We start from the raw sequence: 24,643 nt of genomic DNA, 5'->3' as shown, positions 1-24,643 counted from the left end.
GCATTTCCCTAAATTTATTTGATAACTAATAGAAGAGTACGGATTATATCAATTCCTATTTCAGTGAGGTAGATAAGGAAGATTTTAACCGCAGATGGAGGAGGATAAACGCAGATGAACGCAGATGAATTTGTACTTTATTAGATGTTATATCAATTTTGAAAGATGCGCCAAATTTAGAAAGGAACGTTAGCGAAGCGTGGCGTTAGCCATACCACAGAGGCACAGAGAACACAGAGGAGGAAAAGACAAGGTTACAAAATTCAGCGCAGTCTCATAAAGAAATGGTATTACCAATTAAATGCAGGTAAATAATTCTTCTTCATTAATTGTGGCAATATCGGTTAAGATTTCTAGCCAAGCTGGAATGGCTAATTCGGTTTGTGAATCTCTTGCAGCAATATATCTTAGTAGTGCTTCTTTTTTGGCCAGGTTTTGCAAGCTGGGAATAATTTGATCTAAAATTCCATTGATTTCTATATTTACTTGCTGATTACTTTCACTGACATATTGCACGAGGTGAAGACTAGCACTAGCGGTAATTTCATCTCGCAGTCGTAAAACGAAAAGTTGATGATTTGCGCTTCTTGATGTGTTTTGATTTCTCTCTGGTGACCAATCAAAAATTTGTCCTACACTGTGTTTTTCATCTTGTCTGGCTAGGGGAAAAATACTTTCTGGTTTGATACTTTGATCATGGTTATTGATTTCGGTAATAATGGCTTCTTTCCATTGACGAGGATCAGATCCTAGTAAGAGTTTATAAAATAAATCTGCTTCTTCAAGTCCAAATTTTGATTCAATTTCTTGTTCCATTTCTGGGATAAGAATGGTTTGCAGTTTTTCCCGTTCTAAGGTAATTTGATGTGCCAATGAGCTTAATAAGTCTACCACAGCTTGATGAATGCGATCGCTTGCAAAATTTTCCAGTTCTTTCACTGTTTTTTCAAAAGCCGGATAAAAGTCATCACTCTTGGTTGCTATGGAGGTATTGACTCGATTTCCTCTATCAAATAATTTCCCCGCTGCACCTTTAAATTCCGCTAAGGTAATTGTGCCATTTTGAATTTTATTAAATAATAATGTCCACTGACTCCAATTCAAAATTTTCAAAGTTAGTTCATCTTTAATGACATCACTAACTACAATTCCTCTTCTATCTTTCAGTTGTTCTTTACCTAAATCTTTCTGAAAGTTTCTGTAGGTTCTATCTAAACTTTCTATGGCTGATCTTAATTCTAGTAAAGCTGGAGTATCAACTGTGGGTATGCCTTGTTCATGGATTTCGGCAATAATTTCTTTGAGATATTCTTGTTGTTGACGAATCACATCAGCAGCCCGACGGGTATCTTCATACAATTGCTTTAAACCATGATTAGCAACATGAGTTTGAATCAATTCTCTTAATTTACTAATCCCACCATCTTGAGCAAAATAACCTAATTGTCTTCCTAATTGATTCCTCCCATCTGCTGCTAATAAAGCTTCACTTAAATCACCCCATTTCTGTTGTAATTTTTTCGGTCTTTCCAGATAATCAGGATAATCTAAATTGGCAAGAAATTCCTCAGAACCTGCTTTAATTTGACTAGAACGTTTGGCAAATTCAGACAATCCTAATAGTGGCGATAATAAGACAATTCTATCTTTTTGAGAAGTAAATGCTTCCGCCCCATCAATAATGGTTTTGAGAACTTTCAATTTTTGGAAAACTGCATTTGTTTGTAAGGGTTGAGAATCAGATTGATTAGCAATTAATAAATCTAGTTCCCTTTCTCCTCCTTCACTTTCTAAAGGCAGTTGATCAAAACGTCCCACACCGACAAGAATTAAATCCTTGAGGTCTTGTCCTGGACGCTGTTGCTGCATCATTGTGAAGATTTTATTGGCGCGATCGCTCCCCGGTGATTTACCATTAAGTAAGACTAAAATTGTCTGTACCTGTGCCAATTCTCGCAAGGATAAAAATGTATCTCTAGTTCCAGAATTAGCTGCACCCAAGCCGGGAAAATCTAAAAGGACAAATTCTTCTGCACCTGTAACATCCCAAATTTCTCGTGATATTTTCACATCAATATCAACACGACGAATTAAGGGAAAACTGGTTTGTAATAATTGCGTTCCTAACCTTTGTGGCGCATTTGGTAAGCGAACATTCGCTGCTGGTAAATCCTCAAATTTGAGAGATTGAATCGCCATAGGCATTTCTGCCAGTTGTAAACCTTCACGGGCTGTAATCCCATCAATTGGGTAAAGACGACCGCATAAAGCCTCACCATAAGCCTGATAAGCCCGCAAAAATAACACTAACTCCCGCACCAAATAACGCAACTCTAAATTATTGGAACTTTTCCAAACTTCCTCACACCAAATACTGATATCCTTACCGGTTTTAATTTTAGCTACCTGTAAAGGTGTCACCCCAGCGGACGCAGCGCGACGGTTTGCTTCTTTGAGCATGAAGTGTAAGCACTCATTTACCCCTTCATGGGATAAATATTCTACCGTATAATTATTTGCTTGGGTAGTTGCAAAACCATCCTGGGGTTTAATATGAATAGCCGTGACATTACCGGTTGTCGGATTTTCGCTCACGGGTAAAGCGTCTGCGTAACCAATGAGACTTCCTAGCAGCAAACTTTTACCGCTGCTAAATTCCCCCATGATGCCAATTTTTACCGGTGAGTTGGCCAGTTCCACAGTTTTCTCTGCTGCCTCTCGCAGCCGCAGCAGACAATCATCAAGGCTAGTGGGAACCCAATCTTCCTCCTGGGAAGGGCGTTGGGGAACTGAGTCAATTTTGCGGAGGATAAATTCACCGTACTCTTTCAATCGTGCCAGCTTATCTGGTTCCATAGAGTAGTCTTTCGTTTGAGTTCATTTTCACAACTGGGTTATAACACAAAACCTCAAAACTATTCCTATGTGATGCCACGAAAACAGGCAAGACGCAAGACGGAAGCGGGAATTTCTTTGTTCTTTGTTTTTCTAATCTTCATCTAAGTAGGTGAACACAATAAAACCAATCTGTGTAAAGAAAAGTAAAATCGCCCAAACCCTCTTGCCTCTTGCCTCTTGCCTCTTGCCTCTTGCCTTGCTATGACGACAATTTTCAACGCCAACCTACTTATACCGTTAAGTTGACACCAATGAGCAATGCTAAACCCCGGCAACTGCCAGAAATTACCCAGCTTTCAAAATCTCATCATCTACAGAAAAATCAACTTCTAATTTGTCTTGTCCATTGATTAAATAATCATTTACTAAAGAATTTTGCAAACCAGAAATCAAATCATATTGAGGTTGCCAATTTAATTCTATTTGTGCTTTATTCACTGATGCAAAGAAATGCTGTACCCGCATCGGAAAAGCTTTCCGTTTACCGAAATCAAACTTTTTCGGATCATAATGGACGATTTTCACATCATCGGCAGATTTACCAGCAGCTACAGCACAAGCACGCGCTAACCCATCGAAAGTGACAAAGCGATCGCCCGAAATATTATAAATCTGCCCAATTGCTTGATCATTCCCAATTATCTGGGTCATCGCTTGAGCTAAATCCCAGACATGACCAAGCTGAGTGATGTGCATTCCATTCCCAGGAATACAAATCGGGCGATCGCGTACAATTCTATCAAAAAACCAACTTTCCAAAGGATTATAATTTTGCGGTCCGTAGATATAAGTAGGACGAATAGAAGTAAAGGGGATTCCCAACTGCTTGAGGTAAGCTTCCGTTTCATGTTTACCCTGGTGACGACTCTTAGGATCAACAGCATCCCCTTCTAAATGGGGCATTTGGTCAGATTTGAGGTAAACACCCGCAGAACTCATATAAACAAAATGTTTGACCCGTCCTTGAAAAATTTCTGCCAGAGGTTGTGTATCCGTGAGTTCCCTACCATTATTGTCAAAAACGACATCAAAACTTTCTGGTGCTAACTTTTCTTGAAGTTGAGTTGAGTTAGTGCGATCGCCTATAATTTGTCCTACACCTGAAGGTGCAGCATGATTACCACGATTGAACAAAACCACCTCATGTCCATCCTTAATCAGCAGTTGAGTCAAATACACACCAATAAACCGAGTTCCACCAATAACCAGAATCCGCATAACTTTCTAATTCCTGAATAAAAATCACCCTTATCTGTAGAGGTTATCAGGTTGTAGTATCACTAGAGGAACATCTTTTGGTAGGATTATATCTTCTATTGAATCTAGAGAGATCAAAATCTTTCCCCCTGCCGTCTCCGAACGACAATTTTTAATGCTCACCTACTTACCTTCCACCCATTCAACTTAAACGTGTCCTTAGAATATGCCTTAGTTCATGAGTGGTTAACCCCTCAAGCCACAGGAGGTTCAGAACTCGTAGTCCAGGAAATATTAAATCACATTGACGCTGATTTATACGCCCTGATTGATTTTGAATCCAGCAATCCAGAAAGTTACCTGTATAAACGTCAAATTGGCACAACGTTTTTACAGAAATTTCCCCAAGCCCGTCAAGGAGTCCAAAAATATTTACCCCTATTACCCTTGGCCATTGAGCAATTGGATTTGCGACAATATGAAGTTATTTTATCTTCATCTCATGCTGTAGCTAAAGGAGTCTTAACCACCCCTAATCAATTGCATATCTGCTATAGCCATAGCCCCATGCGCTACGCGTGGGATTTAACCTTTGATTATCTCAACCAAAGCAAACTAGGGCAAGGAGCAATCGGCTGGATCACCCGCCAAATCCTCCATAATTTGCGGCAATGGGACGTAATCAGTGCCAACCGGGTGGATTACTTCATTGCCAACTCCCAACACACAGCTAGACGAATTTGGCGGTGCTATCGTCGAGAAGCAACCGTCATCTATCCACCAGTGAATATTGATGAATGTCTCTTTTCCTCGCAAAAAGAGGATTTTTATCTGATAGTTTCCCGACTAGTAAGTTATAAACAAGTTTCCTTAATTGTTCAGGCTTTTAATCGCCTCAAAAAACCCTTGATAGTTATTGGTACAGGTCTGGAAATGAACAAGTTGCGGGAAATAGCCCAACCACACATTCAAATCTTAGGATGGCAACCCGATCATATCGTCAAAAATTATATGTCCCGTGCCAAAGCCTTTGTTTATGCAGCTTGCGAAGACTTTGGCATTGCCCTAGTTGAAGCCCAAGCTTGTGGAACTCCCGTAATTGCCTATGGTGCAGGTGGTGCATTAGAAACAGTGAGAGATATTCAGACACATCCTGATACAGGAACTGGTATATTATTTAAAATCCAAACAGTAGGAGCTATAGTAGATGCCGTAGAAAAATTTGTAGATCATGAGCATTTATACAATTACGAGTATATACAAACACACGCTAATCAATTTTCTCGCCAGGTTTTTGCAGAACGTTATCTAGGTTTTGTGAATGAATGTCGTGAAAAAGGAGTTTACCAAAAGTAAACATCGGCCTTTTGTATTTATTTTCTCAGAAGAGTGCAAATTTTTCCTCAAAATTACTGCCTTTTAGCTTTAAGATTGGGACTATGTGTGGTGTGGATTATAAAGGAGTATGATGACTGCCCAGAGTTCACTCCTCTCCGGCAAGCGATACCCGCGGAAGGATAACAGTACATCTGTGACTGTTTTATCAAAACGTGGTCAAAAAGTTAAACAGCCAAAGGTGAAATCCAGAAGTTTATCTTTTCAGGGTTTATACGGAGAGTTTTTTAAACGACTGTTTGATATAGTTTTTTCATTGTCGGTCTTGATTTTGTTTTCTCCCATCTACATGATATTGGCCTTATTGATAGCCATAAGCTCAAAGGGTCCAATCTTTTATGTTCAAGAACGGGTGGGCAAAAACTACCGCAGCTTCAATTGCATTAAGTTTCGCACCATGGTCAACAATGCTGACGAAATTCTCGTCGAAATGATGGCTACATCACCTAACCTCCGAGCAGAATTTGAAGACAATTTTAAGCTGAAAACAGACCCAAGAATCACTAAAATTGGTCACTTTTTGCGAATTACCAGCTTAGATGAATTTCCCCAATTTTGGAATGTTCTCAAAGGAGACATGAGTGTAGTTGGGCCAAGACCTTTAGTAGCGGAAGAATTAATCAAATATGGTGATTATATCAATCATGTTTTAACGATTCGTCCTGGAATTACTGGTTTGTGGCAAGTATCCGGGCGTAATGATATTCCATATCCTCGCCGGGTGCAAATAGACCTCCATTATGTCAATTTTAGGAATTTTTGGCTTGATTTGTGGATCATCCTGAAAACAGTTAATGTTGTCATTATGCCCAAAAATAAAGGAGCTTACTAAGTAAGTACGCAAATTCCATCTTATGGGGCAACATTATGCCCCAAAAACTATTTTTGATAGCAAAGGTATAAAATTTATTCTTACGCATATATACGGCTCAAGGAATTTCTGGTACTGGCAATAATTGATACACTTGAAATTAAAAATATTAATTGAACTAAACCTATAATTATTTGTTAAAGTGTTTTTTAGCAAAAATATTTGTTGACCTTTAACTTGTAATAGCAACTAATATTTGCAGCCTGACTATTGGGCAGTTATATCAATTAACTGCTAGTTTATATCAGACTGTTTGTAATCTTCAACTAAAAATAACAAGGCATCACCAAGCATGACACAAAGAAAACGGGCTTTAATTACTGGTATTACTGGTCAAGATGGTTCTTATTTAACTGAACTTTTACTAGAACAAGGTTATGAAGTCCACGGGATTATTCGCCGTACTTCCACCTTTAACACAGACAGAATTGATCATATGTATGAAGATCCTCATAACGAGGACGCAAGGCTATTTCTCCACTATGGTGATTTGACAGACGGAACAACACTGCGGCGGATTTTAGAGGAAGTCAAACCTACAGAAATTTATAATTTAGGCGCTCAATCTCATGTTAGGGTGAGCTTTGATTCACCTGAATATACAGTAGATGCTGTAGGTATGGGGACATTACGTTTATTGGAAGCAATCCGCGATTATCAGCACCGCACTGGGATTGAAGTCCGTTTCTATCAAGCTGGTTCTTCGGAAATGTATGGTTTGGTGCAAGCAGTTCCCCAAAGTGAAACCACACCCTTTTATCCCCGCAGTCCCTACGCTTGTGCTAAGGTGTACGCTCACTGGCAAACCATAAATTACCGCGAATCTTACAATTTATTTGCTTGTAACGGTATTCTTTTTAATCATGAATCTCCCAGAAGGGGAGAAACATTTGTTACCCGCAAAATTACTAGAGCCATAGCCCGCATAGTTGCTGGTAAACAAAAAAATATCTTTATGGGTAATTTGGACTCCAAGAGAGATTGGGGTTATGCCAAAGATTACGTAAAAGCAATGTGGTTGATGTTGCAACAAGAGCAGCCAGATGATTATGTGGTGGCAACCGGTGAAACCCATTCAGTAAAAGAGTTTCTGGAGTTAGCATTTAGTTATGTTAATCTCGATTGGCAGAAATACGTAGAGTTTGATCAACGTTATTTACGTCCTGCGGAAGTAGATTTATTAATTGGTGATCCCACTAAGGCACAGCAAAAATTAGGCTGGAAACCATCAGTAACATTTAAAGAACTGGTTGCGCTAATGGTAGAAGCTGATTTACAAGCTGTGGGTTGTACTTCCCCTAATGGTAATGGTGCAAAATACCCTCAAGATATTGCTACTACCCGTCAAGAATTAGGATCTCTGCACTTTTAATTCAGATCAAGGATAATAATATGACTGCCTTAGAATTAGCAAATAAACGGATTCTTGTCACTGGTGGGGCGGGTTTTCTCGGCCGTCAGGTGATAGATCAATTATGTCAGCATGGTGCTAACAGTGAGAAAATTACTGTAACGCGATCGCACGACTGTGATCTACGAGTATGGGAAAATTGCCAACGGGCAGCAGATCAACAGGATATTATCATTCACCTAGCTGCCCATGTTGGTGGTATTGGTCTAAATCGAGAAAAACCCGGCGAGTTATTTTACGATAACTTGATCATGGGAACTCAGTTAATCCATGCAGCTTATCAACAGGGGATAGAAAAGTTTGTCTGTGTAGGAACTATTTGCGCCTATCCTAAATTTACCCCTGTACCATTTAAAGAAGATGACATCTGGAATGGTTATCCAGAAGAGACTAACGCCCCCTATGGAGTAGCGAAAAAAGCTCTCTTAGTCCAACTACAATCTTATCGTCAGCAGTATGGGTTTAATGGTATTTACCTGTTACCAGTGAACTTGTATGGACCTGAAGATAATTTCAACCCCAGCAGTTCTCATGTAATTCCCGCTTTAATTCGCAAAGTGGAAGAAGCCCAAACCAGGGGAGAAAAACAACTTCCTGTGTGGGGTGATGGTTCTCCTACCCGGGAATTTTTGTATTCTACAGACGCAGCACGGGGAATAGTCATGGGAACTCAGTTTTATAATGATGCTGAACCCGTCAATTTAGGAACTGGTTACGAGATATCCATTAAAGACTTAATCACCTTAATTTGCGAATTGATGGAGTATGAGGGTGAACTTGTGTGGGAAACCGACAAACCCAATGGTCAACCCCGACGTTGTTTGGATACGGAAAGGGCAAAACAGGCTTTTGGCTTCACTGCTGAAGTAGAATTTAGACAAGGTTTGAAAAATACTATTGATTGGTGGCGTAAAAACGCTGCATAGATGATCTCCTCATCTCGTTCCCAGTCTCCGACTGGGAATGCCTTCATAGAGTCTCTGACTCTAGCATACACACAAGGCAGAGCCTTCTTAATTCATTCCCATACAGAGTATGGGAACGAGGGAAATCTAAAATCTAAAATTTAAAATCCAAAATTGTCTCAGCTAAGTAAAAAAGAACTGCGACGGACTCTACTCCAGCAACGTCAGTCAATGACATTATTAGAATGGAGAGAAAAGAGCGATCGCCTCACCACCAATATCCAAAACTCGGTTATATTTAATCAAGCAAATACCATTCTCGCTTTTTTTAGCTTTCGTCAAGAACCTGATATTAGCTCACTGTATACCAACACTAACAAACGTTGGGGTTTTCCCCGTTGTGTTGATAAGTCTCTAGTTTGGCATTCTTGGCAACCTAAAGACACAATTAATATCGGCGCTTATGGGATTACTGAACCTCACCACGAAGCACCGATAATTGACATTGAAGAAGTAGATTTAATTCTTGTCCCCTGTGTGGGTTGTGATGTCCAAGGATACCGCTTAGGTTATGGTGGGGGATATTATGACCGTTTGTTAAATTCACCAGGTTGGCAGACAAAAGCAACTATAGGAGTGGTTTTTGATTTTGCTTATTTATCTCAATTACCTGTTGATAGTTGGGACAAACCTTTAGAAAGGGTGATGACAGAAAATGCTTTTTTTTGATACACAATAGTCTAGAATTAACAAAACAACCCCGAATGGAGATTTAACTTGTCCGCATATAGGACTAGATTACAAGCAAACGAGATTAAGCTCAGATTACAACCTTTAAAACGTGAATCTCTGTTTAGAGGAGAAACTGAATTGGCAGTTAGGATTAAAGAAATTCTAGCCACACTAGCTAAATATAAAAATGAACTCCTTGATAAAAAACGGTTTTTAATAGGTTTTCTCAATGAATTTTATTACGATATTCAAACTTATATATATGAGATCAAACCGATTTTAAATTTACCTCAAGGAGAAATAGAAAAATTTTGCCAACAAAAGAATCTATCTGTAACTGAGTATTACTGGTATAGCGTCATATTACCTAATTGGTTGAGTCAAGAAGATCCAAAATTTTCTTACTGGATTGAAAAACTTATACAAGAAGAGTATACTGGTAGTGACGAAGATTTAATTATTGCTATAACTAAAACAATTAATGCTAGGTCTGACGGAAGTGCTTCAAACCGTTATATTCTAGATTTATCTATGGCTACAGATTTACTTGTTAGTCACGTTCCTAGTGTAATTGAGCCTGTGTTTGTTCAACTTACAGGTACTGCTATCCTTCGAGATGGACAACGTAACCCTGATTTTCTGAAAAAGCAGCAGAAATGGAATAATAAATTAAGCTGTTGGGGTATTAAACGGGCTTTATTGGTTAGTCATGATGCTCAAGTGAACACTCCCAATAATCTACTCAAGTTAGCAGATGTTATACTAAAAAAGAGTAGCGATCGCCCCATCACTTTTATTGACGTTATACCCTTCCCTGGATAGTATTATGACTAAGAATGTAAGTATTTATAATCAGTCAACTTCCGAGGTAGATGAAAAGTATCTGGAAGCATCCCAACAGTTGCAGCTAGATAAACAAACTTATGGTTCTGATTATATTCATCTTTATGTTGATGATATAGAAGGTGATTGGCTAGAAAATTGGGATTGGGAAGATGATTTAACAGATTATATTGATGCTTTTTATCATCATTGTGAACAGGGAAATTTTCAATTTGCTTTAGATACTTTAAAGGCTTGTGATGATTTATGGAATCAGCCAGAGAATCATGAAAAATGTTTAGAACTTTATAGTTATTTGGTTGAAAGGTTAGAATTACAAAATACAAAACAACCGGAAATAAATCATCAAGAGATTTTGAACTTAGCTAAACAACAGATTTTAGTTTTGCAAAATAATGAACAAGGAGAAAATATGTCGGAACAAATGATTTTTAAGATGAACGAGGAAAAAATTACTCGTTTAGAATATATACAAAAATTACTGGAGAAAATTTACAATGGAGTAATTAGAAAAACTTGGAAATTTCAAGATAAATTTCGCAGAGAGAGCAGTCCTTATGTTTATAATCTAAGAGGAATGGCTAGTGCTGGAGATTGTGTAGTAGAGTTCGGAGTATCCCAAGATTTTGACAACTTTAATTATTACTTAAATAAAAAAAGTGCTTCAAATCCGGAAGAAGAAATAGTTAATGAAAGCCATTATTATGAATGCGATAATTCAAATTATAGCTATCAAGAATTTAAGTTAATACAGGAGTATTTGGAAAAAATTGAGAAAGCAAGCTGGCAAGTTAAGTTATCTGATTTAGATGCTTTACCAGAATAAAAAACTATGGCAAAGTTGATTAATAAAAAACAACTATCAAGGATTGTTTTGAAGGGCTTTAAATCTATTGCAGAATGTAATCTTGAACTTACTCAACTCAATATACTAATTGGCTGCAATGGCGCAGGAAAATCCAATTTTATCAGCTTTTTTCGCATGGTTCAAGAGATACTTGATGGACATTTGCAAGTTTTTGTTAGTCGTCAAGGTGGACCAGATACAATATTGCATTTTGGTCGAAAAACAACTGAACAATTAGAGATTGAACTATATTTTGGCAATAATAGATACCTTGCCACTCTTGAACCAACTCAAGATAACCGTCTGATGTTTTCTAAAGAATCTTTTGGCTGGAGGAGTAGTGGTAACTCGATAATGCAAACACAAGCACTAATAGGTAGTGGTAATTTTGAAACTCAGGCTTTTAAAGGAACTGGGACAAAAAAGGATAAAGATATATTATCTACTATGCAGCAATGGCGAGTTTATCATTTTCATGACACCAGCGATAGTGCCTATGTAAAACAAGCTGCTCCTATTAATGATAATATTTATCTGCGTCCAGATGCTCGCAATTTGGCGGCTTTTTTATATTTATTGAAAAATAACTATTCCCAATCTTATCAACAAATTGTTAAAACAATCAGACTTGTCGCACCTTTCTTTGGTGATTTTTTATTGCGTCCTTCTCCACACAATCAGGATCTAATAGAGTTAGAATGGTTTGAACAAGGTCAAGATATTCCTTTTAAAGCTCATTTGCTTTCAGATGGAACGCTGCGTTTTATATGTTTAGCAACGGTATTTTTACAACCTACTGTTTTACAACCAGAAACTATTTTAGTTGATGAACCAGAGTTAGGTCTTCATCCTTATGCAATTACTATTTTAGCATCTTTAATACGTGCTGCTTCTAGAGAAAAACAAGTAATTGTTTCTACTCAATCTGTAGAATTATTAAATGAATTTACAGCAAATGATGTGATTATTGTAGATAGAAAAGATGGTAAATCATTACTGCGTAGATTGGATGAGGATGATTTACAAGAGTGGTTAGAAGATTATACTTTAGGAGAATTGTGGAAAAAGAACATTATTGGAGGTAGACCTTCAAGATGATTCGAGTCAACATTTTTGTAGAAGGACAAACGGAAGAAACTTTTGTCAGAGAATTACTTTACAATCATTTTCTGCAACAAAACATATATGTTAACCCTATACTTCTAGGAGGTGCGGTAACTTATGGAAAAATCAGAAAAGAATTATATCGGAAATGTTCTGAAGATAGCACCGCTTTTGTAACTACGATGTTAGATTTGTATGGACTACCAAAAGATTTTCCCGGTAAAAGTTCTATTCCCACTACAGCTAATCTTTTTGAGAAAGCTGAATATCTTGAACAACAAATGGGTGTAGATATTGGAGTCCAAAATTTTATTCCTAATTTATTGGTGCATGAGTTTGAGGGACTTCTCTATAGTAATCCACAATCTTTTTTAGGATGGTTTGATCAAAACATAGTAGAACAACTACAGCGTGAACGTGAATCCTTTTCTTCACCTGAACATATTAATGATAGTCCGATAACAGCACCTTCTAAACGTATTCTTCGATGTTGTCCTGGATATGATAAACCGTTACATGGTTCTTTAATTGCTATGGATATCGGATTGGATACAATACGTAAACAGTGTCAGCATTTCGATAAATGGTTAACAAAACTGGAAAATATCAAGTAGCTTACAATTCCAACTCCATGTAAAATACATATTCCCTATTGAATATATTTATGCAAATCAACTTTCAAACCTTTACCGTCAACAAACGATTTCCCCTCACAATTAGTCGCGGCACAACAGCACAAACAACAAATATCTGGTTACAAATTACCGCAGAAGGAATCACAGGTTGGGGAGAAGCATCACCTTTTGGTGTAGGCAACCACAGGCAATCTACCGAGAAAATCCAAGAAACTTTACAGCAAATCATACCTGCTTTACAAAAATATAGCCCTTGGCAACGACAGGAAATTGAGGCACTATTAAAACAAATGCAAATTTCCTCCGCAGTCAAAGCGGCTGTGGATATGGCATTACATGATTGGTTGGGTAAGCGTGTGAATTTGCCATTGTGGCAACTGTGGGGACTGGATAAAAATGTTATAGTGCCAACATCGGTAACAATTGGTATTAATTCTCCAGCAGGTGCAAGGGCAAGGACGCGAGATTGGTTACAATTTATGGACGTGCAGTTATTCAAGGTAAAATTAGGTTCAACCGAGGGAATAGAAGCAGATCAAAAAATGCTCTTAGCAGTCCGGGAAGAAGCCACCGGAAAAGATGTATTTGTTGATGCTAATGGAGGCTGGAGTTTAACGGATGCCATAAATATGTGTAATTGGTTAGCTGATTTGGGAATCAAGTATGTAGAACAGCCTTTAGTAAGAGGTGAAGAAGCAAATTTAGCCGAATTGAAAAAACATTCACCGTTACCAATTTTTGTCGATGAAAGTTGCTTTACCAGTGGGGATATTCCCCAATTAGCTAATTATGTGGATGGCATTAATATCAAATTAATGAAATCTGGGGGAATCTCCGAAGCTATGCGAATGGTGCATACAGCCAAAGCCCACAATTTACAAGTCATGTTTGGCTGTTATTCTGATAGTTGTCTTGCTAATACCGCCGCATTACAACTTGCACCACTGGCTGATTATTTGGATTTAGATAGTCATTTGAATTTAATTGATGATCCTTTTAGTGGTGCTGTGGTAGAAAATGGGCGAGTTTTACCGAATAATTTACCTGGTTTGGGAGTGAAACATTGTGCGTCTGTCGCTTAATCAAAAAATAGCAATTCTTCTTCATGAGGGAATTACTGGAGTTCAAGGAAAAACTGGGTTATCAATTTTACGCTACAGCGAGTCGCCCATTGTAGCCGTGATTGACAGAGAATCTGTCGGTAAATCTTTACCAGAGTTAACAGGTATTCAGCGAGATGTGCCAATTGTGGTATCTGTGACAGCAGCATTACAGTACAAACCGGAAGTTCTAGTAATTGGGATTGCGCCCAAAGGTGGTGCTGTTCCTGATGATTATTGGGTTGATATCAAAGATGCCCTGAAAGCCGGAATGTCTTTGGTAAATGGATTACATACACCAATGGCAAATATACCGGAATTAAATGCCCTCCTTAACCCAGGACAATTAATTTGGGATGTCCGCAAAGAACCAGCTAATTTAGATGTAGCCTCGGCAATGGCGCAAAATCTGCCCTGTCGGCGGGTATTGACGGTGGGAACGGATATGGCCATTGGTAAAATGTCCACTAGTCTAGAATTACATCGAGCGGCTAAATTGCGGGGTATCCGTTCTAAGTTTTTGGCTACCGGTCAAACTGGGTTAATGTTGGAGGGGGAAGGGGTGGCTTTAGACGCTGTGCGGGTAGATTTTGCGGCTGGTGCGGTGGAACAGTTGGTAATGCGTTTTGGTCAACATTACGACATTCTGCAAATTGAAGGGCAAGGTTCTCTTTTACACCCTGGTTCAACGGCAACTTTACCGCTAATTCGGGGTTCTCAGCCTACACATTTAATATTGGTGCATCAAGCGGGACAAACTCACAACCGTAATAATCCTCATATACCGATTCCAGCTTTACCGGAAGTAATTCGGATGTATGAAATTGTTGCTAGTGGTGCGGGGGCTTTTCGTCCTGTTCCTGTGGTGGGAATTGCTTTGAATACTCGGAATTTGGGGGAAGTAGAGGCAAAAAATGCGATCGCTCAAACTATAGCAGAAACTAAGTTACCTTGTACAGATCCTATTCGGTTTGGGGCTGGGTTGCTATTGGATGCTGTTATACAGAGTTGATTTTTTTGCACGCAGAGGCGCAGAGGCACGGAGAGTAGGAGTTTTATTGCCGGTGGAGATAATTTAAAATTCGTCAATTTAAACGAGATAAACTTTGCCTCTACATCCTCAATTCTGTTGTATCTGAACCAAGGCTATGTGATGAACGGAATAAATGATTATGTTCAGGATGATACAAGCGCGAGCGCCCACTTACTGGTAATAGTGCAGGACTAATCACATAAAGTGTCGTTCGGCGTAATTTCTCTTCATGAGTACAATTTGCCATTTGTGCTAAATTCACAACCCGGATTTTTTCATCTGGCCAGCCTAAGCGATAGCAAATTGCTACTGGAGTATCTGGATCATAATGTTCTAACAATTTCCCTTGGGCTTCAGTGATATGAGTCACACTGAGATATAAACATAAACTGGCACGATGTGCTGCTAAAGCTGCTAACTCTTCCGTATCTGGAACATGGGTACGACCACTAATGCGAGTCAGGATGATAGTCTGCACTAAACCAGGCACAGTTAACTCTATCTTGAGTTTAGCTGCGGCAGCTTGAAAAGCACTGATACCAGGAATGACTTCAAAAGGAATATTAGCATCGGCTAATAGCTGCATTTGTTCATGAATAGCGCTATACAGACTAGGATCACCAGAGTGTAATCTTACTACAGATTTATGCGATCGCACGGCATCAATCATCAATGGTACAATTTCTTCCAAAGTCCGATTTGCGGTTTTGATAATTTCCGCATCTGGACGACAAACATCTAAAATCTGTTCTGGAATTAGAGAATCTGCAAATAAAATCACATCAGCAGCAGCTAACAACTTTTGCGCTCTAACCGTTAATAAATCAGGATCTCCCGGCCCAGCACCAACAATATAAACCCCAGGCTCTAAGGTATTTGGATACTTGAAAAAACTCAAATTATTAGTAGATTCACTCATTAATGTCCCCCTGCAAAACCCTGCAAAAAAAACTTTTACCATTTCCCTAGTACCCTTCCGGATTCAGCCACTTTGCCTAGTAGAAATAGATGGTAGATGCACCCTGGTTAAGCCCTAGAGATTAATTACTCTGGGGCATTTTTTTCTTCATTTCCCCCAGCAACAACATCAGGTAAGGAACGCTTGAATATATATAGCCAAGCTAAACCAAATAATCCTAAAGTCATTCCCCCTAAACTTACCATTTGTGCCATCCGTAAAGGTCCTAGCATTAAGCTATCTGTGCGTAAACCTTCAATCCAAACCCGTCCCAAGCTATAAGCAACCCAGTAAACTAAAAATAACGTCCCTACTTTCAACCGGGGTTTTTTAGCTAAAGCTCGAAAAAACAAAGTTATTAACAATGCAAACACCATTAAATTCCACAACGATTCATAAAGAAAAGTGGGATGGAAATATTCAAAATTCACTAAATCCAAAGGACGACGATCTGAGGGAATATATAACTTCCAAGGTAAACTAGTTGGTCTGCCAAAAGCTTCCGAGTTGAAAAAATTTCCCCACCGACCAATTGCTTGCCCTAATATTAATGAAGGAGCAACCAAATCAGTCAATTGCCAAAAAGATACCTTATTCAGTCTAGCAAAAATTAACGCCGCGATCGCCCCGCCAATAATTGCCCCATGAATCGCAATACCCCCTTGCCAAATTGCAATTATCCGTTCTGGATGTTGAGAATATTCTGGCCATTGAAACAAAACATAATATAACCTAGCGGCGGGAATAGCTGCAATCACCAACCAAATTGATAAATCACTGATTAAATCGGGATTAACATGACGACGCTTGGCTAGGTATTGAGAAAGACTAACACCAATTAACACAGCAGAAGCAATCAGCAACCCATACCAACGAATAACAATTGGTCCCAATTTAACCACAATCGGACCAGGGGAAGTAAATAAAAACCCCAAGGGCAAAACAGAAAAATCCACTATCATACAAAATTACCTATAGGAGTATGAAATCTATGGGGATGAAAAACAATAATATATTATGCCTTAGTAACTAATCTGGATAAAATCCCAATCTGGAAACATCAGATGTTAGATTTAATAAAGTTCTGTGGAAAATCCGTCAATATAATCACTTAAAATAACCTTGTGATTGCTATTTATCCTGGTAGTTTTGATCCCATCACCTTGGGACATTTAGACCTTATTCAGCGCAGTAGTCGCCTATTTGAACGAGTCATTGTTGCCGTCCTCCGCAATCCCCATAAAATGCCATTGTTTACAGTAGAGCAAAGATTAGAACAAATTCGTCTAGCTACAAAACATTTACCAAATGTAGGAGTAGACAGCTTTGACGGTTTGACTGTAAAATATGCTCAAATGCAACAAGCGCAAGTTTTGTTACGGGGGTTAAGAGCGGTTTCTGACTTTGAGATTGAGCTACAAATGGCTCACACTAATAAAACATTGTCTACTCAGATCGAGACAGTTTTTCTGGCAACATCAAATGAGTATAGTTTTTTAAGTAGTAGTGTGGTAAAAGAGATTGCCAGGTTTGGTGGCTCTGTTGATCATCTTGTTCCCCCACACATTGCCCTAGATATATACCAATGCTACAACCAAAAATCCCTAGCCTCGAATCCAACCATAACGGCAACAATCCTACCCCACGAGAGTACGTGAATGGTATCCCCTCCATTGGCAATCCAGAACCAACAGCAGGGGTAGATATTCAGCAGGAACTCAACCGCTTAGAGGACTTAGTTCTCTCTAGTTTGAGGATTCCCCTGACAGGACGTACCTTAATAGATGAAGATAAATTACTAGAACAACTTGATTTCATCCGTCTTTCTTTGCCAACAGTGTTTCAGGAAGCACTCGATATTTTGGCACAAAAGAATGAAATTCTTCTAGAAGCGGAAGAATATGGACAACAGGTTGTAGATGTAGCCCAAGCAAAAAGAGCGCAAATTTTGGCAGAAAGTGATATTGTCAGGCAAGCACAGCGGGAAGCTGACCAACTACGGCGACAAGTCCAGGACGATTGTGAAACAATGATGCAAGACACTCTTGCAGAAATTGACCGCAAACGTCGCGCTTGTCAGCAAGAATTAGAAGAAATGCGCCAAACGGCAATTTCTCAAGCTGAAGAAATTGAAGATGGTGCTGATAAATACGCCGATAACGTTCTGGCTAATATTGAACAGGATATACAGGAAATGTTAAAAATTATTACTAATGGCCGCAAACAATTAAATTCTGCTAATGTCCCCAAAAATGGAGATCATCCCCAACAACGCCCCCATAATTCCAAAAAAAGATAGTATCACCTCGTTCCCAGTCTCTGACTGGGAATGCTATCACAGAGGCTCTGCCTCTTGCAGTTATTAAAGTCAGCACCTTCTATAATTCATTCCCATACAGAGTATAAGGGAACACCAAAAAATAAATTACCCAATTTTCTGGGATGGGCAGGATGCCCGTCCTTGATGATTAGCGGGCAAGACTTGTACTGAGCTTGTCGAAGTATGCCCGCACTACAAGAAATTTTTGGGGATTTTATTTCTTGGAAGTCCCTAAGAACGAGGATAAAATCTGTTTTTTAGCCTTAACCGAACAGTATTGGTATAGATTTTATTTCCCGCAGAAATGCAAATGAGCAAAGGGTCGAAATTTCTTGTTTGTTGCTTGACCTGTTGCGAATGATATATACTGACGGTGTATTAATCCATTAAGGTGTAATTTTTATGGTTGAACCACTCACTGGCGCTGTTATTGTTTCTTTATCTTTCTCGGAAGCAATCAAGGAAGGTGGAAAATTTGCAGTTAAAGGAGTCGCGGATACTTTTGCAAAGTTGGTTAGCACTATTCGACAAAAGCTAACTACAGAAGGAATGGAAGGTTTATTAATTCGGGCTGAAAAAGATCCAAATGAAAAAAATAAACTTCAGTTACAAGATGAATTGCAAGAATACATTAATGCTGATGAAATTTTTGCTAATCAACTTAAATTGCTGGTTGAAGAACTCAAAACACAAGACCCTAAGATTCGTCAGGTTATTTTGAGTGGAATTGAATTAACTGGTGATTTAAAAGCTCAGAATATCACTCAAAGAACTTCAGGAAGTAGTGGTTCTGTTGACCAAGCAATGCTCACCAATATCAAGGCTAATAATATTATTATAGGTGATTTAACTCAAGAAGGTTAAGAGATTGTGTGAACAGTATTGGATAAAATCCATTATCTCCAAAAACCTAAGTTACCTCTCCCTAACCCTCTCCTAAAAGGAGAGGGAACTAGAAAAGAATAAAGGTTTTAATGCTTTTATTTTGGTAGGGGAAAGGTTTAGAAAGGGGTCTGTACTTACCTCTCCCTAGCCCTCTCCTAAGAGGAGAGGGAACTAGAAAAAAAATAAAGGTTTTAATGCTTCTCTTTTGGTAGGGGAGAGGTTTAGAAAGGGGTATATTTACATATTAAAAACTTTTAAAACATCCTTTAAGTTCTAATCATGAATACAAATCATCTCCCTCAAGTTGTTCAAGAGCTTTTCAAAAATGTTCAAGCGGGGGGTGATATCTCTGTGGGAGATATTACTCAAGTTTTTCAAAATGTCAATAATTTAAATGATTTGGATAAACCTCTAAGTTTTCCCCACAATATCCCTAATAGTAATACTCAAAAGTTTGTTGGTCGAGAAAATGAATTAGTGTTAATTCATCAACATTTACAAACTAGCAATCATGCTGTAATTTCTGCTGTTGAAGGTATGGGTGGTATTGGTAAAACTGAATTAGCAACCCAATATTCTCTTCTGCATTTATTCCTAAATTCTTATCTGGGAGGTATTTGTTGGTTGTCGGCTACAAATCAAAATCTCGGTTTACAAATTATTCAATTTTGTCGCACACATTTAGGTTTAAATCCCCCAGATGATTTTGATGTATTACTACAAGTAAAGTGGTGTTGGCAACGTTGGCGAGAAGGTACGGTTTTATTAGTTATTGATGATGTCCAAAATTATTCGGCGATTCAGCCTTATTTGCCGCCACAATTATCTCAATTTCGGGTTTTGATCACAACAAGACTCAAACTAAATTTATCTGGTTCTTTGTCTTTGCAAATCCTTTCTGAATCCGAGGCACTGGCATTATTATCTGAATTGATTGGTGCTGATAAATTAACTCCAAAAACAGCACAAGCAGAAGAACTTTGTCAGCGTTTAGGTTATTTACCTCTAGCTTTACAATTGGTTAGCCGTTATATTAAAAAACGCAAGATATCTTTAGCAGAAATGCTGAAAAGATTAGAAGCTAAAGGTTTAGATCATCCTGCTTTAGTTGTTGATATGAATGACCCAACCTGGACTCTATCTATAACTCGTGGTGTTGAAGCTGCTTTTGCATTAAGTTGGGAAGTTCTCAGTTCTGCTGCTCAAGAATTAGGTTGTTTACTGAGTTTATTTGCTTTAGCTCCTATTCCTTGGTCACTTGTGGAAAGTGCTGCACCTGAGCAATATACAGAAGATTTAGAAGATGCCAGAATTGAATTAGAACAATTACATCTTTTACAAAGTGAAGATAATTATTATCAATTACATCAACTAATTCGTGAGTTTTTGAAAAAAAAGCACAACAACTTAGCTTCTGGACAACAACAAGTATCTCACTTCTGCCAAACAATGATTGATGTAGCTCAATCAATTCCTGAGCGGCCAATACAGGAAGATATTAAAAAATTGAAATTAGATATACCCCATTTACAGGAAGTAGCAGAACATTTAGTTGATGTTGTTAGTGATGAAACTTTATATTGGCCTTTTCTTGGGTTAGGAAAATTTTATCAAGGGCAGGGATTATATAAACTTGCAGAACCTTGGTTCAAGCAATGTGTATTATTGCTTGAACAGCGTTTAGGTGATGACCACCTCGATGTCGCTACCAGTTTTAACAATTTGGCTTTACTCTACCATTTCCAAGGCAGGTATAGCGAAGCCGAAACTCTCTTCAAAAAAGCTTTAGCACTCAGGCAAAAGCTGCTGGGTGATGACCATCCCGATGTCGCTCAAAGTTTTAACAATTTGGCAGGACTCTACAATTCCCAAGGTAGGTACAGTGATGCTGAACCTCTCTACAAAAAAGCTTTAGCACTCAGGCAAAAGCTGCTGGGTTATGACAATCCCTTTGTCGCTACCATTTTCAATAGCTTAGCAGGACTCTACGAATCTCAAGGCAGGTACAGCGAAGCAGAACCTCTCTTCAACCAAGCTTTATCACTCAGACAAAAGCTTCTGGGTGACGACCATCCCCATGTCGCTGACAGTTTCAACAATTTGACTCTACTCTACTATTCCCAAGGCAGGTACAGCGAAGCAGAACCTCTCTTCAACCAAGCTTTATCACTCAGACAAAAGCTTCTGGGTGACGACCATCCCCATGTCGCTGACAGTTTCAACAATTTGGCTCTACTCTACGATTTTCAAGGCAGGTACAGCAAAGCCGAACCTCTCTACAAAAAAGCTTTGGCACTCAGGCAAAAGCTGCTAGGTGATTACCATCCCCATATCGCTGACAGTTTCAACAATTTGGCAGCATTTTACTATTTCCAAGGCAAGTATAGCGAAGCCGAACTTCTCTACCAACAAGCTTTAAACATTCTTGAACAACGCTTAGGAGTAGATCATCCTAATACTATTACTGTTCGTAATAATCTTGAATATTTACGTAATCGTTAAGTAAATGCTGTTAATCTTAAAGCATTTATTTTCAGACAAATCTATTAGATAAGATAACAATAGTTTTGTTTAGCAATCTGATGTTTTACGGTTAGACTCTTATTCTTATAATTTGTATGAGAATAAGAAAAAAATTTTTAGATAAGGAGATTAAGGAGAACGATAGGTAATTATGAAAACTGATAAACTGTTTTACCGACTATTTTTATCTCAGCCAGGATTAATTACCGAGTTAATTCCAGAAATTCCCAAAGATTGCGAATTTACCTATAGTGCGCCCGCAGTCAAAGAAAAAGGATTTGCAATAGATGGATTATTAACACCAATTGCCAAGGATCTAAATTTACCGTTAGTATTTTTAGAGGCACAGATGCAAAGAGAACCCAAATTTTATGGTCGGTATTTCGCAGAGATTTTTCTGTACCTATATCAATACAACGTCAAACAACCTTGGTACGGATTGTTGATTTTACCCAACCGACGGGAAGATTTAGCTTAACCGACAGAAGCCCCACGTCTGACCCGATAGGGCAGCGGGGGATGAATGGCGCGTGAATTGACGACGGTTTTCCGACCAACGCGACAGCAAGGAAGGAAAACATGGAGACAATTCCCAAAATTTGTGTTATGAATTGAATATCTCGGCAAGGCGAGAGAATAGCGATAACCAAGCTAGATACATGATCATTTTTGTTGATTAACCTTGATTTTGCCTTTGGAACGAGGGGTCAGCCTATCGCCTTAACATCAGTCTTGTTGTTCTCGAAGAGCAAAAAGCTGTTAACTGGGTAGGAAGCCTATACTTACCCGCAAGGGAAGTGTAGGTAGTTCACGCTCGGACATTCCCTACCAATCGTTGTTAACAAATCAAGTCAAACGGCTATATTTAGAAGATTTATTACCGTTAACAGATTTGAGTCCCAATCTGTCATTATTGAAATTGCTGGTAGTCAATGAACAAGATACAGCCTCCTTGGCACAAGCGATTATTAATAGTGCAGAAACAGAAGAAGAACTGCGCCGGCGCTTAGATTTGGTAGAAGCTATACTTGTGAATAAATTCCCACAACTCAGCACAAAGGAGATTTTGAAAATGCTAAACCTGAAAACAGCAGATGTCACCCAAACACGGTTTTATCAGGAAGTGTTTCAAGAAGGACAGCAAGCAGGACAACAAGCAGGACGACAAGCAGGACGACAAGAAGGGGAAACGGATTTAGTGCTGCGTATGTTGACGAAGCGGTATGGATTGCTGTCTTTAGCCCAACAAGAGCAAATAAGAGGTTTGAATATAGAGCAGTTGGAGAGTTTAGGGGAGTCTTTGTTAGATTTTACAGAAATATCCGATTTAGATGGGTGGCTTTTGGCGCATTTGTAGTCATAAAAACTTGAGAATAGTTTTCGAGGAAACAATACCTTCTAAATTGGAAAAGGCCTTGATTTGTAGGTTGGGTTGAAGCATGAAACCCAACAAATGCGTTGGGTTGCGCTGTCGCTTAACCCAACAAAGCAGAAAATGGACAAGGTATTGAGGAAAGGAATATTAATTTTCACAGCTAGACTTGGCGTAAGCTATACTGCATAGCTCCTGTATTCTGTATTTCCTTATGTATTTAGTCTGGGAAAGATTGACTTTATCTTCTTTACCACTGAAAGAATATTTGTCTGGTAGTTACCTACATCGGTTTCTGGTGGGGCTTTTGCTGCCTTGGCGACAAAGTAGTATCTTAATGCAGTGGGGAGATATTATTGCTGTTGGCTTACTTAGCCTCATTTATGGTCTTGCACCTTTTGTTTCTACTACTTTAATCGGTTTATTGTTGGTGGCTTGTGTTGGCTTTTGGCTGCTGTTGACTTTATCGGATGACAATACATCAGCAAATGCGGCTTCGGTTACTCCTATTCACCTGCTAGTGTTGCTGTATTGGAGTATTGCTGCTATATCAACGGCTTTATCACCGGTGAAAAAAGCGGCTTTGGGTGATTTACAAACATTAACTCTTTATTTGTTACTGTTTGCCCTCTGTGCTAGGGTGCTGCGCGTCCCCCGGTTTCGGTCTTGGTTGATTACTCTCTATTTGCATATATCCCTGATTGTCAGCGTCTATGGGTTGCGACAATGGTTTTTTGGTGCGAAGGCCTTAGCTACGTGGGTTGACCCAGAATCTTCTTTGGCTAAAACTACGAGAGTTTACAGTTACTTAGGAAATCCTAACCTATTAGCTGGATATCTTTTACCCGCTGTAATTTTGAGCTTAGTTGCCATTGTAGCTTGGCCGGGTTGGATTAGGAAATCATTAGCATTAACAATGTTTGTGGTTAACGCTACTGTTTTAATTTTGACCTTTAGTCGCGGTGGTTGGATTGCCTTATTAGTGGAATTATTGACAATAGCGGTGTTGCTGTTTTATTGGTGGAGTATAAGTATGCCCCCATTTTGGCGGACTTGGTCTTTACCAATATTCTTAGGAACTGTAGTGGGGTTATTGATAATTGGATTGATATTTGTCGAACCCTTCCGGGTGCGAATCGTGAGTATATTTGCCGACCGCAAAGACAGTAGTAATAACTTTCGGAAAAATGTTTGGGAATCGGTGTTTCAAATGATCCGCGATCGCCCTATAATTGGTATAGGACCAGGACATGGTGCTTTTAATAAAGTTTATCCTCTGTACCAACATCCGAAATTTACAGCATTAAGTGCCTATTCTGTGTTTCTAGAAACGATTGTAGAAACTGGCTTTTTGGGTTTTACTTGTTTTATGTGGTTGATTGTCGTTGCATTAAATACAGGATATTTGCAATTAAGTCGGTTACGAAAAACTAAGAATATGGAAGGCTTGTGGCTAATGGGGGCAATAGCTGCTATAATAGGTTTATTAACTCAGGGTTTATTTGATACAGTTTTCTATCGTCCTGAAGTTAATACTCTCTGGTGGTTAATGATGGCTTTAATTGCCAGTTATTGGCAACCTTTAATGCGAAATAATCAACAAGCTTAGAAATA

At 38.8% G+C, this 24,643-nt stretch carries 22 protein-coding genes; 18 read left to right on the top strand and 4 right to left on the bottom strand.

The window, feature by feature from the left end:
- Positions 1 to 297 precede the first annotated feature (297 nt).
- Both BMF77_RS12175 and BMF77_RS12170 read right to left on the bottom strand, forming a co-directional pair.
- Complete coding sequence (locus BMF77_RS12175; RefSeq protein ID WP_148763090.1) at positions 298 to 2,856, bottom strand: dynamin family protein; 2,559 nt, start codon at positions 2,854 to 2,856, stop codon at positions 298 to 300.
- 327 nt (positions 2,857 to 3,183) lie between these two features.
- A complete protein-coding gene (locus BMF77_RS12170; RefSeq protein WP_148763088.1) occupies positions 3,184 to 4,116 on the bottom strand; it encodes an NAD-dependent epimerase/dehydratase family protein in 933 nt (310 codons plus the stop codon).
- A gap of 192 nt (positions 4,117 to 4,308) precedes the next feature.
- On the opposite strand from BMF77_RS12170, the gene BMF77_RS12165 reads away from it, so the two are divergent.
- The 11 genes from BMF77_RS12165 to BMF77_RS12115 all read left to right on the top strand — a co-directional run bounded on the left by BMF77_RS12165 (position 4,309) and on the right by BMF77_RS12115 (position 14,950).
- Complete coding sequence (locus BMF77_RS12165; RefSeq protein WP_148763086.1) at positions 4,309 to 5,451, top strand: glycosyltransferase; 1,143 nt, start codon at positions 4,309 to 4,311, stop codon at positions 5,449 to 5,451.
- A gap of 112 nt (positions 5,452 to 5,563) precedes the next feature.
- Complete coding sequence (locus BMF77_RS12160) at positions 5,564 to 6,322, top strand: sugar transferase (RefSeq protein WP_015078769.1); 759 nt, start codon at positions 5,564 to 5,566, stop codon at positions 6,320 to 6,322.
- 331 nt (positions 6,323 to 6,653) lie between these two features.
- Positions 6,654 to 7,733: a GDP-mannose 4,6-dehydratase gene (gmd, locus tag BMF77_RS12155; RefSeq protein WP_148763084.1), complete on the top strand. Its 1,080-nt coding sequence runs from the start codon at positions 6,654 to 6,656 to the stop codon at positions 7,731 to 7,733.
- A 20-nt stretch (positions 7,734 to 7,753) separates the two neighbouring features.
- Positions 7,754 to 8,698, top strand: a complete 945-nt coding sequence (locus BMF77_RS12150) for a GDP-L-fucose synthase (protein WP_148763082.1) — start codon at positions 7,754 to 7,756, stop codon at positions 8,696 to 8,698.
- 210 nt (positions 8,699 to 8,908) lie between these two features.
- A complete protein-coding gene (locus BMF77_RS12145) occupies positions 8,909 to 9,406 on the top strand; it encodes a 5-formyltetrahydrofolate cyclo-ligase (protein ID WP_246863157.1) in 498 nt (165 codons plus the stop codon).
- Positions 9,407 to 9,547: 141 nt separating this feature from the next.
- A complete protein-coding gene (locus tag BMF77_RS12140; RefSeq protein WP_246863133.1) occupies positions 9,548 to 10,231 on the top strand; it encodes a hypothetical protein in 684 nt (227 codons plus the stop codon).
- A 4-nt stretch (positions 10,232 to 10,235) separates the two neighbouring features.
- Positions 10,236 to 11,078, top strand: a complete 843-nt coding sequence (locus tag BMF77_RS12135; RefSeq protein ID WP_148763076.1) for a hypothetical protein — start codon at positions 10,236 to 10,238, stop codon at positions 11,076 to 11,078.
- A 6-nt stretch (positions 11,079 to 11,084) separates the two neighbouring features.
- The gene (locus tag BMF77_RS12130) at positions 11,085 to 12,197 is read left to right on the top strand and encodes an AAA family ATPase (protein ID WP_148763074.1); all 1,113 of its coding nucleotides are present in this window, start codon (positions 11,085 to 11,087) and stop codon (positions 12,195 to 12,197) included.
- Positions 12,194 to 12,817, top strand: a complete 624-nt coding sequence (locus tag BMF77_RS12125; protein ID WP_148763072.1) for a DUF4276 family protein — start codon at positions 12,194 to 12,196, stop codon at positions 12,815 to 12,817. The genes BMF77_RS12130 and BMF77_RS12125 overlap by 4 nt, the downstream gene beginning before the upstream one ends.
- A gap of 50 nt (positions 12,818 to 12,867) precedes the next feature.
- Positions 12,868 to 13,920, top strand: coding sequence for a dipeptide epimerase (locus tag BMF77_RS12120; protein WP_148763070.1), 1,053 nt, complete (start codon positions 12,868 to 12,870; stop codon positions 13,918 to 13,920).
- The gene (locus BMF77_RS12115; protein ID WP_148763068.1) at positions 13,904 to 14,950 is read left to right on the top strand and encodes a DUF1611 domain-containing protein; all 1,047 of its coding nucleotides are present in this window, start codon (positions 13,904 to 13,906) and stop codon (positions 14,948 to 14,950) included. Before BMF77_RS12120 ends, BMF77_RS12115 begins: the two co-directional genes overlap by 17 nt.
- A gap of 100 nt (positions 14,951 to 15,050) precedes the next feature.
- Here BMF77_RS12115 and cobM read toward each other — a convergent pair whose 3' ends face one another.
- Together cobM and lgt are read right to left on the bottom strand one after the other, a co-directional pair.
- Entirely contained in the window at positions 15,051 to 15,890 is an 840-nt protein-coding gene (gene cobM / locus BMF77_RS12110; protein ID WP_015078945.1) for a precorrin-4 C(11)-methyltransferase, read from the bottom strand.
- Between the two features lie 125 nt (positions 15,891 to 16,015).
- Positions 16,016 to 16,891: a prolipoprotein diacylglyceryl transferase gene (lgt, locus tag BMF77_RS12105; RefSeq protein WP_148763066.1), complete on the bottom strand. Its 876-nt coding sequence runs from the start codon at positions 16,889 to 16,891 to the stop codon at positions 16,016 to 16,018.
- A 162-nt stretch (positions 16,892 to 17,053) separates the two neighbouring features.
- Here lgt and coaD point away from each other — a divergent pair, with 162 nt between their 5' ends.
- From coaD to BMF77_RS12070, 7 genes are all read left to right on the top strand, one after another.
- Positions 17,054 to 17,587 carry a pantetheine-phosphate adenylyltransferase gene (gene coaD, locus BMF77_RS12100; protein ID WP_148763064.1) on the top strand — a complete coding sequence of 178 codons (534 nt, stop codon included), beginning with the start codon at positions 17,054 to 17,056 and terminating at the stop codon, positions 17,585 to 17,587.
- Positions 17,515 to 18,228: a DivIVA domain-containing protein gene (locus BMF77_RS12095; protein WP_168204431.1), complete on the top strand. Its 714-nt coding sequence runs from the start codon at positions 17,515 to 17,517 to the stop codon at positions 18,226 to 18,228. The genes coaD and BMF77_RS12095 overlap by 73 nt, the downstream gene beginning before the upstream one ends.
- Positions 18,229 to 18,651: 423 nt before the next feature.
- Entirely contained in the window at positions 18,652 to 19,113 is a 462-nt protein-coding gene (locus tag BMF77_RS12090; protein WP_148763060.1) for a hypothetical protein, read from the top strand.
- 300 nt (positions 19,114 to 19,413) lie between these two features.
- A complete protein-coding gene (locus tag BMF77_RS12085; RefSeq protein ID WP_148763058.1) occupies positions 19,414 to 21,636 on the top strand; it encodes a tetratricopeptide repeat protein in 2,223 nt (740 codons plus the stop codon).
- A gap of 172 nt (positions 21,637 to 21,808) precedes the next feature.
- Complete coding sequence (locus BMF77_RS12080) at positions 21,809 to 22,135, top strand: DUF2887 domain-containing protein (protein ID WP_148763056.1); 327 nt, start codon at positions 21,809 to 21,811, stop codon at positions 22,133 to 22,135.
- 357 nt (positions 22,136 to 22,492) lie between these two features.
- The gene (locus BMF77_RS12075; RefSeq protein WP_148763054.1) at positions 22,493 to 23,014 is read left to right on the top strand and encodes a DUF4351 domain-containing protein; all 522 of its coding nucleotides are present in this window, start codon (positions 22,493 to 22,495) and stop codon (positions 23,012 to 23,014) included.
- Between the two features lie 229 nt (positions 23,015 to 23,243).
- Entirely contained in the window at positions 23,244 to 24,638 is a 1,395-nt protein-coding gene (locus BMF77_RS12070; RefSeq protein WP_148763052.1) for an IctB family putative bicarbonate transporter, read from the top strand.
- Positions 24,639 to 24,643 lie beyond the last annotated feature (5 nt).

It is taken from the genome of Dolichospermum sp. UHCC 0315A, assembly GCF_008121535.1.
In the GTDB taxonomy this organism is placed as follows: Bacteria; Cyanobacteriota; Cyanobacteriia; order Cyanobacteriales; family Nostocaceae; genus Dolichospermum; species Dolichospermum lemmermannii.
Note: the sequence above shows the minus strand (reverse complement) of the source record. Positions and strands in the feature narration are given on the sequence as shown.